This window comes from Hutsoniella sourekii ATCC 700629 (genome assembly GCF_000518205.1).
Lineage (GTDB): Bacteria > Bacillota > Bacilli > Lactobacillales > Aerococcaceae > Hutsoniella > Hutsoniella sourekii.
Genome location: NZ_KI912399.1, coordinates 1 through 18,945 on the forward strand (window position 1 = coordinate 1; position 18,945 = coordinate 18,945).

General features: G+C 43.0%; 6 protein-coding genes and 1 pseudogene. 1 reads left to right on the forward strand and 6 read right to left on the reverse strand.

Annotated elements, in window-relative coordinates; genetic code table 11:
• A partial coding sequence (locus T408_RS12355) for an InlB B-repeat-containing protein (RefSeq protein WP_328285598.1) occupies nt 1–3,645 on the reverse strand: 3,645 nt, incomplete at its 3' end.
• A 138-nt stretch (nt 3,646–3,783) separates the two neighbouring features.
• Nucleotides 3,784–3,867, reverse strand: a pseudogene (locus tag T408_RS12290) (YSIRK-type signal peptide-containing protein); the annotation flags it as partial.
• A 358-nt stretch (nt 3,868–4,225) separates the two neighbouring features.
• Here T408_RS12290 and T408_RS0109040 point away from each other — a divergent pair.
• Nucleotides 4,226–5,212 carry an NERD domain-containing protein gene (locus T408_RS0109040; RefSeq protein WP_028119627.1) on the forward strand — a complete coding sequence of 329 codons (987 nt, stop codon included), beginning with the start codon at nt 4,226–4,228 and terminating at the stop codon, nt 5,210–5,212.
• Between the two features lie 484 nt (nt 5,213–5,696).
• Here the strand turns inward: T408_RS0109040 and T408_RS0109045 are convergent, their stop codons facing one another.
• The 4 genes from T408_RS0109045 to T408_RS12295 form a co-directional block, all read right to left on the reverse strand.
• Entirely contained in the window at nt 5,697–14,870 is a 9,174-nt protein-coding gene (locus T408_RS0109045; protein ID WP_157060791.1) for a G5 domain-containing protein, read from the reverse strand.
• A gap of 90 nt (nt 14,871–14,960) precedes the next feature.
• Entirely contained in the window at nt 14,961–15,080 is a 120-nt protein-coding gene (locus T408_RS12035; protein WP_084544019.1) for a YSIRK-type signal peptide-containing protein, read from the reverse strand.
• Nucleotides 15,081–15,764: 684 nt separating this feature from the next.
• Nucleotides 15,765–16,037 carry a hypothetical protein gene (locus tag T408_RS11400; protein ID WP_035420560.1) on the reverse strand — a complete coding sequence of 91 codons (273 nt, stop codon included), beginning with the start codon at nt 16,035–16,037 and terminating at the stop codon, nt 15,765–15,767.
• A 613-nt stretch (nt 16,038–16,650) separates the two neighbouring features.
• Nucleotides 16,651–18,945: collagen-flanked surface repeat-containing protein (locus tag T408_RS12295; RefSeq protein ID WP_028119629.1), on the reverse strand; the 2,295-nt coding region annotated here is incomplete at its 5' end.

The following is an 18,945-nucleotide window of genomic DNA, read 5'->3' on the forward strand; positions in this document are numbered from 1 at the left end:
AACTGTTTTATCTGCTGACAGACTTCCTGTCTTATTACCTGAAGTTACTGTTACTTCACCATTATCTGCTACTTCAATAGTCGCATCTGTTGGTAAGTCTGGGTTCGCTTGGCGGACAGCTTCTTCTACGGCTGTTTTCTCGTCAGCCGTCAATTGAGTTGGATCTTGAACTTCGACGGCTGTTGGAGGGGTTAAGTCTAGTGCAGTATCTTCCACTACTGTTTGGGCGGATGGAATTGTACCTGTCTTGTTACCGGAAGTTACTGTCACTTCTCCAGTGTCTCCAACTGTGATTACCGCATCAGCTGGCAAATCTGGGTTCGCTTGACGAACGGCCGCATCAACCGCTGTCTTCTCTGCTTCAGATAGTTGAGCAGGATTTTGAACTGGTGTTGGTTCCGGATTCACTAATTCTAGATTGGTCTCTTCCGGCGTCACATCTTCCCATACAGCATAGATAGTTGTCGGTTGATCGATATTCGCTAAATCAACATCTGGCGTTGTAGCGTCTGCTGTTGTTGCCCATCCTTTAAAGGTTTTTCCTTCTTGACTTGGGGCCTCAGGTTCCTGTATCCCATCATTGATATCATCTGTTTTGGTTGATGTAGCATCTGTAAATGAACCACCATTAGCATCGAATTTAACTAGGGCTTCTTCGGACCAGATCGCATAAACAACTTGATGGCTTCCGACAGGTGTCTTATCAGTAAACTTGTGGGCACCGTCCAGTGCATTAAAGTCCTTACTAAGTACAGTCGTCTTATCGCCTAAGGCAGTCTTACCTTCTGCTGTAACCCAGCCAAGGAAAGTCTTGCCTTCTGCTGTTGGATCCGCTACAAAGCTATCACCAGTACCTGCCTGGATGTTATCCCCAGCGAAACCATTAGCTACATAACCTTCTTCGCCGTAATACTTCACATTATCAGGAACCACACGTACCGCTGACTCGCCATCAGCTAACTTGCCATCTGTCGCATCAAATAGAACACGGGTTCTAACGCGTGCTTCAACAGTATTTGACGGAAGAGAAGATCCATCAGACGCGTTAAAGAGTAACTTCATATCTTTGTATAACTTAGGCGCTGAACCACTTCCAGGTGCTCTTAATTCGCTAAGCTGACTTAAGTCAATATCATATGCAAAGGCGCTGAATGTCTCACCATTGATTGTCACTTCAATTGTACGATCTTTCGAAATATTACCATCTGAATCATACTCATTCGCTGCGGCTTGAGTTTTACCGATATAGGTAATTTGTTGCGGATTGATGTAGCGTAATCTGACATCTCCACCATCATACTTGGTATACCCAATGATGTTGGTCGTATTTTTCATGAAGTCAGAAGCTTTAGCAGGAGCAACATTCGGATTAACGTAGAAATCATCCGTACCCTTAGCATAATCATTGGTGAAAATCTCTTGATAAGGAACATACAGAGACTTAATAATTGATCCTACTGAAGAGGTATTGGTTTGGTCTACCCAAGTCAGACCTTTATAGTTTTCATTTCTATCAACTAGAGAGTATGCTTTATCAGTGAGAATCGTGGTCCATTCTTCAATCTTGTTTCCTTCAGGACTGTATGCTTCAACAACTACATCTTCACCTAACTCTAACTTATCAGTCTTGATAAAGTATAATCCACCTGAAGTAGTAGTAGCTGTATTAGATGAAATTAAAACATCATTTTTATCATCATTCTGCCAAAAAGTCTTAATTCCATTCTTGGTAAAGTTAATGGCTTCTTGTTGATTACCACCTCTTGGTGTATAAATTAACTTAAAGCTTCCATCTTTTTTACCGAGCCCTTGACCTGCAGAAAACATTTTTAAACGAATGTTTCCGTCTGGCTCAATAGAAAGAGTCGCCGCTCCCTCATTCTCCTCTGTGGCGTTATTAATAATTGGTTGACCTAAGTGTATAGACGGTTGACCTTCTGAATCATAAGGAAGATATACTTTGATTTCTTGTCCAGCTTTCAATGTTCTACCTTCATTAAAAGTTAACTTGTATAACCCATCTTTAGAAGATTTTGTAATCTGCGCAAAGTTTGCTGCATCCGTGTCATAACTACCGTTATAGTAACCATGGGTAGTGTGAACAAAGTTGTACTTATCATCACCAATTTGAACCATGATTTGATCTTGGGCAGGCTTTTCTCCTACATCAATGAAGATAGCATCACCTTTAGAAATGATAGTATCCTGGCTTACAGTATTTTCATAGTGAACCCATCCCGCCTTATTCGGGTTTGTAAATCCTGATGCCACCGCAAAATCAATCTTATTCTCATTTACCATGGTTGGATCGGCTGAAATCTTTTCTTTGTCGATTACATAATCGATCGCAGTAAAGTAAAAGCCTTCTAGAATTGTGTATTGGTCATGCTTAGGAATATTGACGACCTTGACTCCATCCCGGTTAAAACCTTCAGGCCCAATCACTAGATAAGCATACTTACCGTCAGGCGTCTGATTAATCATATCCCTGGTAATCGCAACATTTTGCGAATAAGGAGAGACTTTCTTAGCATCAGTCAAGACATTAACATAGGCCACATTACCTTTGTCGTCTTCCTTCATATAGTTCAGCAATTTCGCATCAAAGATTTGAGTATAAGCCGCTTCTTCACCGTACATAGTTGGTTTTTGCTTAGCAAACATACGGTTACTGTAATATTGCGTTCTCAAAATTCCTGTGTTGGATAAGTCATTATATTGTTCAGGATTCGCTATAAACTCAGTCATGAAAGATTTTTGTCTAGCGATATCCTTACTTGCTGGTTGGAAGCCACCTTTTAAGAAATGTGAGCTTATTTGGTCCTTGATAGGAATAATGGTTGACTTGGTGTAAGTGGTATAATCTAAGGCTGAATCGCCTGGAGCGTGAGCATAGACACGTTTGAAATCAATGTCCGTGACTCTCATCTCAATTGGATAATTTTTGTCAGCTAGAGTTGTTAGATCAACACCTTCTTTTAGAACAATATTGATCGGTAGGTTGGAGCGGTTAGACGCTCGAATCATCGCTGGATCCTGAATGTTTAACTGACCAATCTCGGTATTATTGAATTTCTCTAGCGTATAAGGTCCTCTGCTTTTACCATGGATTTTTGACTGCTCATAGTCGATGTATTGGCTTAACTCACCAAAGTTAAACAAGGCTCTAGCCCATATACTGTTAGCTGTCGATGCTTCGCTATAAATGAGTCTTAGGTTCGTTCTCCCACTCTCATCAATAAAGGCTCCGCCATAAGAAATATCAGTCATCTTGATTGGATCAGAACCAGAAATTCTGACAATATTTTGATCTTCTGCTAGCGCCCATTGATTAGTGTCTTTGGGTTGAGACTTCCAGTTTGCTGCAATTTCTGCTTCTGTTGTGACATTTTTGTCTTGACCAGTCTGGTCTTCAACCGGCTGTTCAGCACCCGATTCTTCAGGAGCTGCATAAGGTTTTACTTGAGGGGCAGGACTTTCTTGAGCATTCAAGCTTGCTCGTGTTGAAGGAGCCACTTCTAATTTTGCTTCACTAACCTTCTCTTCTGTTGTATCTAAGGCAAGTTCAGAGCTAGATGGCCCATTTTGTGGGTCGGCAACTTCATTGGCTGATTCAACTGGAGCTAATTCTTCTACAGGCTCCATTGGTTCAGCCGGTTGATCAGGTTGAATCGGTTGTTCAACTGCTTCAAATCCCGCCGGCTCAGAGACTCCTTCCCCTTCAGGTACTTCTGCCGCTATGGTAGACGCTTCCCCATCAATAGCTGCTGCCTGAGCCACAGCTGCATCACTAGCAAACAACAAGCCAGCAGCAACAGCGACAGAGGCCACTCCTACGCTGAGCCTTTTGATGGAATAACGATAGACCTTTTGGGCCTTTTTTCATTTTTTAGGTAATAGTTATTTTTCCCAACCATACTGTTCCTCCATTTTTCTATTTTTAAATATTTTGAAACGGTTCTTTTTTATCCTACATTCTAAATAAGAAGTTTTCAAGAAAGGCCCCTTATTTTAATTGAATTAATAGATATCTAATCTCGTACTTAGATTCATTTGGATTCTAATATTTCGAATTTTACTGTAATCATGGTATAACTTATTAATTATGCAAATAGTTTGTGGATTGTGTCGCTTCTAAGGCCTCCATTCAGCACTATAGCCAAAAATCCACTAAAAAAATGGATTTTGGTTTTTTTCGTGTATTTAATAGATAGGGGGTGGAACCGTGGAGAATCAGAACTTGCAGGCCTTGGAGGTTCGGGCTAGGCGGGGCTTGCTGGATGTGGCAGCGGAGAAGGATTACTACCGCTACAAGCAGGGCTTTGTCGGGGAGTTGGACTTTCTTGCTTTGTTGGAGGAGTTTCAGTTGAGTCATTACCAGCGGGTTCATGATCTGGCCTTGGACTACCAGGGCAAGTGTCAGATCGACCTCTTGTTGATCTATGAGGAGGTGATTTATCTGCTGGAGATCAAGAATTATTTTGGCCGCTTTGATTATTCGGCCAAGGGCCAGTGTCTTCTAGGCGGGCAAGCCTTGGGTGAGGATATCGTGAGCGGCGTCCGACGGCGAGCCCTCAAGTTGGGCCACTTGCTTGACCAGGGTGGGCTGGGTCATTTCCAGATTCAGCCGGTGCTGGCCTTCGTCAATCCCTTCTGCCAAGTGGGCACCCTAGAGCTTGTGCCTTCAGACCTGGTGGTGGTCTCCCGCTGTGAGATCCCGGCCTGGATCCAATCCATCCAAAAAGCACGCCATCGCCGGGTGTCACTCAAGGATTACCAAGACTTATTATCGCTCTTCCAGCGTTATCGTGATTCAACTTCTTATCTCCCGCCACTGATTGAAGTTCTGCCTTTTGGTAAGATGAAGCGAGGCTTATTTTGCCCGCACTGCCGTCGGGGGCTCGAGCGGGTCGGTAAGATTTATAGCCAGTGTCAGACCTGTGGCCAGCGCCTGCACAAGGCCGACCTCTTGGACCTGGCCTGTAGTGACTTGGCCTTGCTGGCCCATCATAACCCGCGAATCCTAACCCGGCCCAATCTGAAGGGCTTGGTTGGTTCAACCGTTGGTGAGACCTACATCCACCGACACCTTAAAGAGCACTACCAAGCCCACGGCCAGACCCGCCAGCGCTACTACACTTTCTTACCCGAACGAAGCCCCATCCGCACCTTCACCACCGCGGACCTGGAGGCCTTACGTAAATATTGGTAGTTCATATAAGCAAAAAGCCACCTGGAAATCAGGTGGCTTTGACTATTGGATTGGAAGCTTGTGTACCGTCTAATACCGAGTGGTATTTGGGTATGAAAATGGTTTCATATATAAAAGAGGGCTCCATTTAGGTGCCAAAATTGTTTCGTATATAAAAGAGAGAGCCATTTAGGTGCCAAAATTATTTCGCATATAATAGAGAGATCTATTTATGCGCCAAAATCGTTTCGTGTATAAAAGACAACTGCATTTATGCGCCAAAATTATTTCGTATCTAAAAGAGAGATCCATTTAGGTACCAAAATAGTTTCGTATATAAAAGAGAGTTGCTTTTAGGTGCCAAATTTAGTTCGTATATAAATGAGAGCTCCATTTAGGTGCCAAATTACTTTCGTGTATAAATGAGAGATGCTTTTAGGTAAAAAACGGGATTACACAAAAAACCGAAGCTTGTTACAGCTTCGGTTTGATTAGTTGCCTGGTTTTACTCTTCTTCTTTGCGACGTCTTCTTCCTAGAAGTCCGAGACCGGCAAGTAGGGATAGACCGGCGACACCGTATTGAGCAGCAGAGCTGGCTTCGCCTGTGTCTGGTAGGACAGATTGAGCTTCTACTGGTGGTGTGCTATCTAGTTCTTCCATGATCTTGCTGTAGTCTTGGGTCCCAGATTGTGTTGGCGTCTGGGAAGTTGAGGTGCCTGGCGTCTTCGGATCTTCGCCTGGGGTTGGCACTTCGTGGTCAGTCGATGAATGACCGGATGACTCAGAAGGAACCTCTGGCTTATCTCCTGGTTGATCCGGGGTACCTGGGTTCGGCTTGTCTGGATCTCCTGGTTGATCCGGGATACCTGGGTTCGGCTTGTCTGGATCTCCTGGTTGATCCGGAGTGCCTGGGTTAGGTTTGTCTGGATCTCCTGGTTGATCCGGGGTACCTGGGTTTGGCTTGTCTGGATCTCCTGGTTGATCCGGGGTACCTGGGTTTGGCTTGTCTGGATCTCCTGGTTGGTCTGGGTTACCTGGGTTTGGTTTGTCAGGTTGGTCTGGATTTACTGGTTTGTCCGGGTCGCCTGGTCTTTCACACTTGGCGCAGCCGACTTCGACGATCATGTCGCGGCCTTCTTCAACCACGGTGGTTTGACCGTTCTTGGTGATAGTCACGCGTTTTTGACCGCGGTCGACAACCTTGACCTCGCCTGGCTTCAATTGATCATTGTAGCGTACTTGGATGCCTGGGACGTCCTTGATAGTTTCCACTGGGACTTCCTTGACAATTTCTTTGACGACTTCAACAACCTTCGTGCCTGCTGGAATTTCCTTAACGACTTCCTTGATCACTTCAACTGGCACTTCTTTGATGATTTCAACCACCTTGGTGCCTTCTGGAACTTCCTTGACGATCTCCTTGATCACTTCAACTGGAACTTCCTTAACAATTTCAACAATGCGGGTCACTGGAACTTCCTTGATCAACTCTTTGATTGATTCTTGAGGAACCACTTTGACAATCTCATTGATCACTTCCACTAATTTTTCCTGAGGGACTTCTTTGATAATTTCAACGATTTTCTCAACAGGTAATTCTTTAATGGTTTCTTGAAGTTTTTCAGTCGTAATTCCTTTCGTACCGACACGGATGATGCGGTCTTGAGGTTGAGTAATCACTGATGTTGAGGTCTTCTTAGCTTGAGGGACACCGTTAACAATTGTTTGTGTCACAGTCTCCTTGGTTTGACCGTTCTGACCAGGTTGAACTTCCACAACCTTACCAGCTTCTAAGTTTTCATCAAAAATGACTTGAGTCTTGTAAGCTTGTTCAGAAGTAGTTTCGTGGCTAAATGTACCTTCGTAGTCCTTAGTACCAACCACAATCTTCTGCTTGGCAGGCGTTACCACTGTCTCTTCAGTGGCGACAATCTTACCGTCAACTAGCTTAGAAACAACCTTGGTCTCAACCTTACCTGGGGTCACTTCACCAGTTTCGACAAAGCCTTTATCCTTAGTATTATCGTAAACATACTCGATTTCAACCGGGACGTCTTTGTTGATAAGTGTTTCAGTGCCTTCTGGAATTGGGCAAGTACCTGGTTTCTTACTGACTCTAACTACCCGTTTTTGAGCAGGTGTTTCTTTAATCACTTCAGACTTCAATTCACCATCGGCTTGGCCATTCTTGACCGCTTGGGTGTACTTAGTAGTCTTAGATCCCTTAACTCCTTCTTTGTCAACAATGATTGTACCCGCATCAAGGGTATCATCTTCGATAATTTCCACTTCAAAGGCTAGATCTTCAATGACTTCATGGCTCACTTGGCCGGTAAAGTCCTTATTGCCGACCTTGATCACTTGGGTCACTGGCGCCTTGGTTTGCTTGGTTTCTGGAGTTCCGACAACTTGTGAATTCTTAATTGTATAAGTTGTCTCTTGCTCACCGGCTTGGCCTGGGGTTTCAACCTTGTATTCGCCCTTGGCTAAGTTAGGATCCACTTCCACCTTGGTCTCAAATGGCACTGGGCACTTAGTCGTATGGGTGCCATCTGTCATTGTACCGACACGGATAATCTGCTTCTTCGCTTCCTTAGTAGTAGTTGGCTCAGAAACTTGCTTATCGCCTAGAACACCATTTGTTACTGGCTGAGTAATAGTTCTAGATACTTCACCATTCTCACCCACTTGATCAACAACCTGTTCACCAGCTTTAAGCGTATTATCAAAAATTACTTCTGTTTCAAACGGCACCACATCAGTGTCCGTATGTTTGAATTCACCAGTAAAGTCCTTGGTACCGACAATAATCTTCTGTTTAGCTGAAGTTACCTTAGTGGTAGGCTTAGAAACTAACTGGCCGTTTTCGTAGACATTTTCAACGGTGGTTTCAACCTTACCAGGGGTAAATTCACCTTTTTCAACTGTTCCCTTGTCCTTGGTGTCATCATAAACATATTCGATTTCCACTGGGACTTCAGAGTTAACAGTCTCGGTGTTCTTAGCAGATTCTGGCATAGTTCCCACTTCAATAATCCGGTTCTTAGGTTCAACACGATTAGATTCTGTCTTAGCTAAGTCACCTTCCGGCTGACCATTCTTAACTTGTTGAGTATAAGTCACGTCAACTGAACCATTAGTTCCTTCTTCAAGAACCTTGGTCTCACCAGCCTTCACATCAGGATTGTAGCGAATTTCAACGGTGTTTGGCACTGGAACAGTTTCAGTATGGGTCACTGTACCAGTGAAGTCCTTGTTACCTACTTCAATTACAGCATTCTCAGCAGGGGTTTCGGCAGTTACCTTGCCTTCACCTGGAACTGAGTTGGTGATTGTCCACTCAGTGGTCTTTGAACCAACCTTGCCTGGCTTGATGACTTCATAAGTTCCAGCTTCGCGTTCAGGGTTAACCTTAACTTCATACTTGAATGGTAGTTCTTCCGTATAAGAATGCTTACCTTCGGTCATTGAACCGATTCTAATCTTTCTGTTTTGAGCTTTAGTCACTTCAGTTGGTTCAGAAACTTTCTTCTCACCTAGTGTTCCATTTGTGAAGCTTTGAGTAACGGTTGTCTTGGTTACACCATTGATACCCTTTTGGTCTTCTACGATTTCGTTTGGTTTTAGACTTGGGTCGATGGTTACTTCAGTTTCAAATGGAATCGTGTTGGTGTATTCGTGAGTGAATTCACCGGTAAAGTCTTTGGTACCGACAATAATCTTCTGCTTAGCAGGGGTTACCACTTTTTCTTCGGTGGTTGTGATTTCACCTGTCTTAGGATCGTATTTATTAACGACCTTGGTTTCTACCTTACCAGGTGTGTATTCACCCTTTTCAACCTTACCCTTGTCCTTAGTCTCGTCGTAAACATATTCAACTTCAGCTGGTACTTCCTCACTCAAGTTCTTGCTGTTTTCGACTGGGGCTGTGCCAACATGGATCACGTGTTCAGTTGGATCCGTTGTAGCAATCACTTCAGACTTCATGTCGCCTGAAGCTTGACCATTAACAACATCTTGGCTGTACTTGGTGGTCTTAGAACCAGGCTTACCTTGGATTTCAACTCGGCTAGTTCCTGGTTTCATGGTAGTATCTTCAACGATACGAACAGTGTACGGCACTTCTTCCTTGACTTCGTGCGTCACAGTACCGGTGAAGTCCTTAGCTCCTACTTTAATGATTTGCTTAGCAGGGGTAACTTCTTTAACCTCTTCGGTTACAACTTTACCATCAACAATCTTGTTGACTAGCTTAGAAGTTACCTTGCCTGGAACTAAATCGCCTGTTTCAACTTTACCTTTTTCAAGGTTTTCGTCGGTGACATACTCGATTTCAACGCTAACATCTTCGTTGACTTCGTGGGTATTGCCTTCAACTGGCTTAGTACCGACTTCAATGATGTGTTTCTTAGGCGCTTTGGTTTGGTTTTCGGTAGTCTTCAATTCGCCATCTGCTTGACCATTCTTAATTGCTTGAGTGTAAGTGACTTCCTTCTCGCCCGCTTCTCCTTGTTGCTTAACATTCTTGGTACCAACAAGTAGGTTCGGATTCTCAACAATCTCAACTTCAAAAGGAATTTCCTTCTTATCAGTGTGAGTCACGGTGCCAGTGAAGTCCTTGTTACCAACCTTGATAATAGCATTTGTAGGTTGAGTTTCAGTTACTTCTGGGTTTCCTTGAACTTCAGAGTTTTTAATAGTCCACTTAGTTGTTCGAGTTCCCTTTTCGCCTGCCACTTCTATTTCATACTTACCAGCTTCGATGTTAGGATCATATTTCACTTCGTAATCAAATGGAATATCTTCTGTATGAGTATGAGTGCCTTCGGTCATTGAACCGATTCTAATCTTTCTGTTTTGAGCTTTAGTCACTTCAGTTGGTTCAGAAACTTTCTTCTCACCTAGTGTTCCATTTGTGAAGCTTTGAGTAACGGTTGTCTTGGTTACACCATTGATACCCTTTTGGTCTTCTACAATTTCGTTTGGTTTTAGACTTGGGTCGATGGTTACTTCCGTTTCAAATGGAATCGTGTTGGTGTATTCGTGAGTGAATTCACCCGTGTAGTCTTTGGTACCGACTGTGATGACTTTCTTAACTGGCGCTGCTGTTTCGGTGGTTGTTGAGTTACCAGTCGTTAAGTTACCATCTGTAGCAGTCACGTCAGTTGAAGTCGATTCTTCTCCTGGTTGACCACCTGTTTCTTCAACAAAACCAATTGGTTTAGTGTTGTCATACTTAATTTCAACATCAAATGGTTTCTTATTGGTTGTTGTAACAGTAGTTGAGCCTTTAAGTGGTTTGGTGCCCACATAGATAATATGTGGTTTGGCTTCTGTTACTTGACGAGCTGTTTCGTCTTCAGCCATTTCACCTTGTGGTTGACCATTGTCGATGTGTTGCTTGTAAGTACGTGTGATTGAACCTGGTTGACCTTCTTGGTGAACTTGGGTGGTTCCCTTAGGCAAGTCATCACGCTCTACAATTTCAACCTTAAATGGTGTTCCCTCTGTTGTCGTATGGCTAATATCACCGGTGAAGGCCTTATCACCAACTAAAACAAGAGCATCTGCTGCTGGTGTTGTTTCAACTGTTGGATCACCAACTACTTTAGAGTTTTCAATCTTCCAAGTTGTTGTCTTAGATCCTGGTGTACCTGGTTTTTCAATCCGGTATTCACCTGGTTTAAGAGATTTATCTACTTGGACCTCAACCTTGAATGGCACTGATTCAGTATGGCTGTGCTTACCTTCTGATTTAGCACCAACCTTAATCTTGCGATTAACAGGTTTCTTAGTTGTCTCTGGTTCAGAAACTTGTTTTTCTCCGGCAACGCCATTAGTGATGGTTTGGGTAACAGTTGTCTTCGTTTCACCATTCACGCCCGGTTGAACTTCTTTCACCTCATTTGGTGCAAGGGTTGGGTCGATTTCAACTTCGGTTTCAAAAGGAATAATATTCGTGTATTCATGTTTGAATTCACCGTTGTATCCTTGGGTTCCTACAATAATCTTCTTATTGATTGGAGCCTTTTCTTCCTTAGTTGTTGTCTCACCTGGAGTGACAGTGCCATCTTCGCTTGTTACTGGTGTCGTCTTGGTTTCTTCACCTGGAACACCAGTATTTGGAACGATTTCAACTGTTCCTGCTGGTTTGGTGTTATCGTATTCTATCTCAACATCAAATGGTTTTTGGTTTTTAGTTTCTACATTTGTAGAGCCTGTAAGTGGTTTTGTACCTACATATATGACATGTGGTTTTGATTCTGTCACCTTGCGAGCTGCTTCATCTTCAGTCATATTTCCTTGAGCTTCGCCATTTACAATTTGTTGCTTATAAGTTTTTTCAATCTTACCAGCTACCCCTTGTTGGTGAACTTGTGTTGTTCCTTTTGGAAGATCATCTCTTTCAACAATCTGAACTTCATATGGTGTTTCTTCTGTTGTTGTGTGTGTTACTTCACCTGTGAAGTCTTCATCACCTACCAAGATAACTGCATCAACTGGGTCTGTCTTCTCAACAGAAGGTTCGCCAACTACCTTAGAATTAACAATGGTCCAAGTTTTCTTGTTAGTACCGACCTTACCAGATAGGTCTTCGCCGTTTTCGTTTTTCTTATACTTCCATTCGCCCTTCTTAAGTGATGGGTCTTTTTCTACTTTAACTTTGAATGGTATTTCGTCTGTATCAACTACAGTACCTTCTGTCTTTGTACCGACTTTGATTACCTTGTCTTGTTTTTCGGTAATTGTTTTTGTTTCTACCTTACCTTTGACAAGGGCCTTGCCTGCTGGATGGTTTTTAGCGTCGAAGTTTAGTAGATCTTCAAAACTTTCTCCATTATAAGAAGCTGCTGTTACATTGCTATACTCATCTGTAGTTTTTGTAATCTTGTCAGCATCCCAATAGCCTTTTTCTACCATGTAGTTAGCCATTGCTTCGTAGTTTGGTAGGTTCATTACTTGGTGTTCTTCATCATGAAGTAGGAAGTTTCCTTCGCCGATTGTCTTCATCATATCATCCATATCGGCAATCTTGGCTGGGGTAACTTTTGTTTCTGTTTTTCCAACGACACCTTCTGTAACAGTTTTTGTTGTACCTGCTGGTAGATTATCGTCAAACTCTACTGTTGTATCAAATGGAACATCATTTTTATGTTCATAAGCTCCCACTTTGATCTTCATTGGCTGCATAGCAAGAGTTTCTTCTTTAGTGATGGTAATTTCACCAGTCTCTGGATTTCTTGTAGTCTTGACAGTGACTTCTCCATCCCAACCCTCTTCATAGACTTCTTCGCCTGGTTTGAGAGTAGGGTCGACGATATATTCTATTGTGTGAGGAATGGTGACTGTTTCTTCAACTGGTTTAATCCCAACTTTAACTAAACGATCTTCTTTTTCCTCGATCTTAGTCGTAGTTTTTCTGAAGAGATTATCTCCAGCTGTAAATTTACCTGTCTCAGGATCAATCAGACCCTTTTGGCCATTGACAACATCTTGTTCGAAAACAGTCATTTCCTTACCAGCCTTACCTGGATTAATCACTCTGATTTCACCAAGAGGAATGGTATCATCAAACTCTTCTTTAGATGCAAACGGCACTTCCTTGATATCTTCATCCCGAACCGTTGTGGTATATTTCGGCCGGGCGATGAATTGGGCAGTTACTTCTTCTGTTTTTGTTTTTTCTGTATTTGGATCATCATATTCCACAACGACTGGTACAAATATAGATTCTCCACCGATAATTTCAACGTCTGTGGGTACTACTACGCTTACTTCACCAGTTTGAGGATCAACTTTGATATCAGACCAAACATTTCCTCGCTCATCTTTGACAACTGCGCCTTCTTTTAGCTTATAAGACTTCGGTTGATTCTTCTTCTCGTCTTCTTCTTTTGTTGAAAGTTGAGGCGTTTGTTTTAGGGTATCTCCTTGGAAACCTACTTCAGCCTTGTACTCTGGTTTGTTGTTATCAGAATCTTGAACAACAAAGTGGAACCAGTGGATGTCTTTTGACCCATTTGTATAGGTATATTCAACAGGGACTGCTATAAATTCTCCTGCTTTGGCAGACTTGGGTGGTGTGATTGTAAATTTCGATACATCATCTTTATCTGTACTTATAACCCATTTTTGGTCATCTTTAAGCTTGTCAACTGTCGTACCTAGCTTTTCAGCTATACGCTTATTTTCAGTAATGATAAAGTCTTCTTTTATAACACCTGTGGCTAGTTCGTCTTTTTTAGCAGCATTCATTTCAGTTGCAGACTTTTGGTTATCTTTTCTAGCATCGCCTTGTGGTTCAAACATTTTTATCTCAAAGCTTTCACCAGCTAGTACCTTTGATGAAGTGTGTTCAGAAGTGTCTTGTCCATTACCATCCTTGAATGACTGGTCATAAAATTTAGTATCATCAAGGTTGATAGTCATCTCACCGATAAGGTTATAATGGTCGTAACGAGCAATGCCTTGCTTGTCAATGGTTACTTTTTCACCGTTATGGGTGATTTCTTTAGTACCTGCACCTGTGGATACATATCCATATGAACCGTCATCAAATTCATCCAAGGTTTTAGCAAGTTTTGTGAATTCTTCTGCCGTTCTGGGTCGAGCATAGAATTTGGCTCTGAGACTTTGAACACCCTGAAACTTCACATCATTAAAGATAGAGTTTTTATTTTGGAGTGCTCCTTCTGGCATTTTAAAAACAATTTGACCAATAGTTAAATTATCATTACCAGTCGCAGTCTTAAGCTGGTCAATATTTTTGTTATTAACTATAAGTGCCTGAGCTCCGTTTACAAGCGTATTTTCACTAGGATGATAGACTTCCCCTATTAAACGCGTATAGTCCTCTTCTCCAGCATTCGTTATTTTCGCATCAGATACGACATACTGATTTTTTACAGGAACTTTATCAATAGTAGTAGCCCCGCCAATTCCTATAAGGCTTAGGTCTTTATTTTCGTTTGGATAAGGGTTGACACCGACAGATACCTCAAAGTTTTCTCCCTCAAACATTTTGCCATTAGGGTTGTTTTTGTCGTATTCACCCTTCCAGGCCAAGGTAGTCTTGCCATTATCTTTATTTGCTATATGTTTTCGATCGTCTTCTGTAGAAACATAATCAAAGTTACTTTGTCTTGATTTTTTATAGTCTAGGTTAGTAATGTCAGGCTGATAAGTTACCTTATCTTCTGTATTTGTAGGTAGTTCTTCGCCTGGTTTTAAAAACTCGCTTTTATTTGGATTAATATCCTTATTTCTACCTCTATCGGTAATTATAAAACCATTATAGGTTCTTTCAGCTGCGGGCTTATCGAAATTAACTTCAACACCAAAAGATCTTTTATCTGGAGATGTAGGAGATGGTTGAAGAGTTTCTACACGTACCCCTTCTTTTTCTTCACCTAAATTTTCTTGAGTTACTTTTATCTTAGCACCAGCTCCAGCTATCTCACTTTGACGATAACCTTTACCGTTAGTGATGACTTTCTCATCTTGAAGCACGGTACTATTCTTGTACTCAGGTTTCTCCTCAGTATTTGTCGGTGCCGATCCAGCTGCGGTTGGTTCTTCCGTTGGTGCCGGAGCATTAACCGCTGTTGGAACTGCGTCAGTAGTAACATCAGGTGTATTTGAGTTATCAGCCGGTGCCCCCACCGCATCCGATGTCACTTCTGGTACCAGCTCTAGGTCAGACCCTGGAGCAGGTTCACTGGCTACCGGATCAGCCGGAGCGGGTTGAATAACCTCTGCTGCGGGTTGTTAGGTAGTGACTTCTGCCGCTTGAACCGCTTGGACTTGGCCCGCAAGAATGGCCGCGATAGCGACACTTCCCACCCCAAGTGTGGTCTTTCTAATGGCATATTTGTATTGCTTTTCCATATATTTTCCTCCAATGATGCCAACTAGCCTTATCTGAGTACTCGAAATAAACCGATACCATGGAACCGGTTTGAAATTCAGCCACTCAAATAAGCCCAGCTAGTTGATATGAATCTAACAATTGAAACATTTCCAATATTTAGCTACTTTGTGATGATTATTGTGATTTAGAATAAAAATAAAATCATTAAATCCATTTTACTTGAATAAACGGATAAAGGCGAATAAGATGCTTAACTCACTTATCAGATTTCTAATAAATATCTCATGCTCGTCTCATCTAAATAATGCCTTCTAGCTAAGGGAAATTCAAGATTATTATAGCTTATTTATTTATGAAACGCTATGTCATTTATTTTACAAAAAATGAGATTATTGGTTATTTTCGGGAATAGAAACAACCGGCCGGAACCTCAAGACTACAACTTCAACTTAAGCTTTTAATTAACAATTTCGATTTCTAAATATTCGTTTTTTAATTTTTTGCATCTTTAGACAAGGCGCAAGATTAAATTTTTACCTTTTTTAGAATAATTACAGCTCCTTATAATAGCGGATCTTTGCTATTCATTAAAAAACACCAACCCTAGCCACCGCTAAGACTGGTGTCAAAATTTGTTTGCTGTCACTGGATTCAAGGATCAATCCGCCCGACCCAAGTTCTCTGCGACAGACCCTGATTGCTTATTCATGCCTTAATAAATCCCGCAGCTCCTCGGTTGGCAGCTTAGTAAAGCGAGCAAGCCTCTCTAAGCCCATCCCGTTAGCATAAAGCTCCCAAATCAGAGCTTGTCGCCCTTGAATTTGACCGGCTTGTTGACCCAGCTCTTGGCCTAATCGCTTGCCTTCACTTAAGCCTTGAAGACGCCCCTTGTGTTCTCCTTTCTGATCAGCATACTCACTCCAAGACCGCTTAGCCCAAGCTAGATCCGCCTGTGCCTGTTCCAATTGCTTCAACGCGACGTATTCCTACCCCTTATCCTGGTTGATTCCCTTTACAATTCGACTAACCTGGATCAACTCGACTGGCGCATTTCCTTGCACTTCATTGGTTAAGAAGAATTGTTGCCAAGCCCTTAAATCACTAGCTTCTTCAAACTTATCACCAACCAAACTAAAAAATATTAGTAAATCGCTTATAAATCCAGTAGCTGCCGCTTCTTGTGACCTTGTTGCTAAATCTCATTAAGAGGTCAACCATAATTACTAGCTTAGAACTCGATCGGTATGAAATCTGTTTGACGTCTAAAAAGGAACTTCTATTAGATATTAATTTGAATTTCTTAAATAAAATTGGTCGTCCTATTTGATGTGAAATAGATTTGGCATCTAATTAGAGCGGCCTATTGGGTGTGAAATATATTTCGTAGCTAATAGAACCAGCCTATTGCATATGAAATAAATTTCGCATCTAATTGGAGCGGTCTATTGGATGTGAAAACTAATTTCCTATCAAGAGGAATATTTTTATCAGGATCAGGTTAAGAATGATCTAAAAACACCTGGCCAAGTTTCCTTGACCAGGTGTTCGATACTTGTGTGGATTCAATTAGAGCTTATTTGAATCGATTTAGTGGTCTTCGCGTTTTCTAGGAGCTAAGGCCACTGTTCCGCCCAAGGCTATGACAATCGCTGCGGCTAATTGTAATAGTTGATCTTGGGCTTCTCCTGTTTCAGGAAGAAGAGAAGCGGCTAGAGCTTCAGGGGTCACTTCCTGGGCAGGGTCTGCTGAACCTGGTGTAACGGGTTGACCAGGCTTAGCAGGAATCTGAGGGGTTGGTTCCTCTGGTCTTGGTTCTTCCGGTGTCGGTTCCTCTGGTCTTGGATCTTCCGGTCTTGGATCTTCCGGTCTTGGATCTTCCGGTTTCGGCTCTTCCGGTTTCGGCTCTTCCGGTTTTGGATCTTCCGGTTTTGGATCTTCCGGTTTTGGATCTTCCGGTTTTGGCTCTTCCGGTTTTGGATCTTCTGGTTTTGGATCTTCCGGTCTTGGATCTTCCGGTTTTGGATCTTCCGGTCTTGGATCTTCCGGTTTTGGATCTTCCGGTTTTGGATCTTCTGGTTTTGGCTCTTCCGGCTTAGGTTGTTCCGGACACGGTCCGCAACATGGAATCTCAAGGGTCACCTTGCGATTATCAGTATAGATAATGGTCAATTTGCCATTTTCTGTATAGATCTTCTTGATACCTACCCCATCTTTGCCGTCCCGGACAAAGTGACGTGAAGATTCATTGCCTTGACCGTCTTTGACGATAATCCATAGGCCGGTTTCTCCTAATTCATTCTTGCCTGGAACGGTGTCGATGCTTGGTGTTTCTCCGTCACGACCATCATGAACGAATTCACGTGAGATTTCTTTTCCATCGCCATCAAAAACGATGATCCATTGGCCAGACTCTCCTCTTGAATTCTTGCCTGGTTCTACCTTAACAGATGGCGTCTTACCATCTTGACCGTCACGGATAAATTCACGGGAAACTTCATTGCCATGACCATCCTTGATGATTAACCAACGGCCGGTGTTGCCTTGACTATCTTGGCCAGGTTGAGTCGTTACTGATGGTGTTAAACCGTCTTTACCGTCATGACCATCACGACCGTGGTAAATGGTCTTGGATTCCACTGAACCATCAGGTTGAGTGACTGTAATGGTTACACCGATTTCATGACCTTCCTTGTCAGTCAGTGGCTGGATCTTGACCGTTGGCGTCTTGCCGTCTTGACCGTCACGGCCGTCCTTACCATCGGCAACAAAATCGCGGTCCAATTCTTGACCGGTTACTCGGTCGCGGATAATCACCCAAATACCAGTCTGACCATTGAAACTACCTGGTTCAGTGGTAGCAGTGATTGAACGTCCGTCTTGGCCATCCTTGCCGTCGCGACCATCACGGATGATATGGGTATGGCTGGTACCGTCAGGATTGTTGATCGTGATTTCAACCCCTGTTTCCGTGTCTCTTGAAGAGATGGTTGGAGTCTTACCGTCTTCACCATCCGCGATAAATTCACGGTCAATTTCTTGCAAAGTGTCACGGTCTCGGATAATCACCCAAGCGCCGGCACGTCCCTTGTGGTCTCCACGTTCGGTGGTGGCAATAATTGAGCGACCATCCTTGCCGTCTTTTCCATCTTTGCCGTCTTGACCATGCTTGATAAGACGCTCTTCTTGGCGACCATCTGGGTGGGTAATGGTGATCTTGTAACCAATTTCTTTACCATTAGTATCAGTGATTGATTCGGTAGTAATTTCAGGCGTTTTGCCATCTTTGCCGTTTTGGCCGTCTTTACCATTGGCTACAAAGTCACGATCTAATTCCTCATTAGTATCACGGTCTCGGATGATAATCCAAACCCCTGTTTGACCTTGGAAGGTGCCAGGTTCGGTTTCAGCTATCACTGATTTACCGTCTTGGCCATCCTTACCGTCGGTTCCGTTTTGACCATCTTGACCGTTCTTACCATTATGAATCGTCGTTTCTGTGGTCGTGCCGTCTGGATTGGTTATAGTAACAGTATGCGTACCGTCGCCATTGTCTTTCACTTCGGCCTTCGGTGATTGGCCGTCTTCACCGTCTTTGATTACCGTCTTAGTTTCCGTGTAAGTCACTTCTCCCGTTTGAGGGTCGCGGTGTGGCGTGCGGATTGTTACTGTGTGGGTACCATCGCCGTTATCGGTCACGGTCGCTTCGGGCGTTAAGCCGTCCTGACCGTCTTGACCATCCTGGCCGTCGGCTCCATCTTTACCATCACGAATCGTCGTTTCAGTAGTCGTACCATCTGGATTCGTTACAGTCACAGTATGGGTGCCATCGCCGTTGTCTTTGACCTCGGCTTTTGGTGACTGGCCGTCTTCACCGTCTTTGAT

Excerpts from the sequence above, each read along its gene's own strand:
- T408_RS12035 (WP_084544019.1), bottom strand. The coding sequence starts at position 15,080 with ATGGAAAAGCAATACAAATATGCCATTAGAAAGACCACACTTGGGGTG.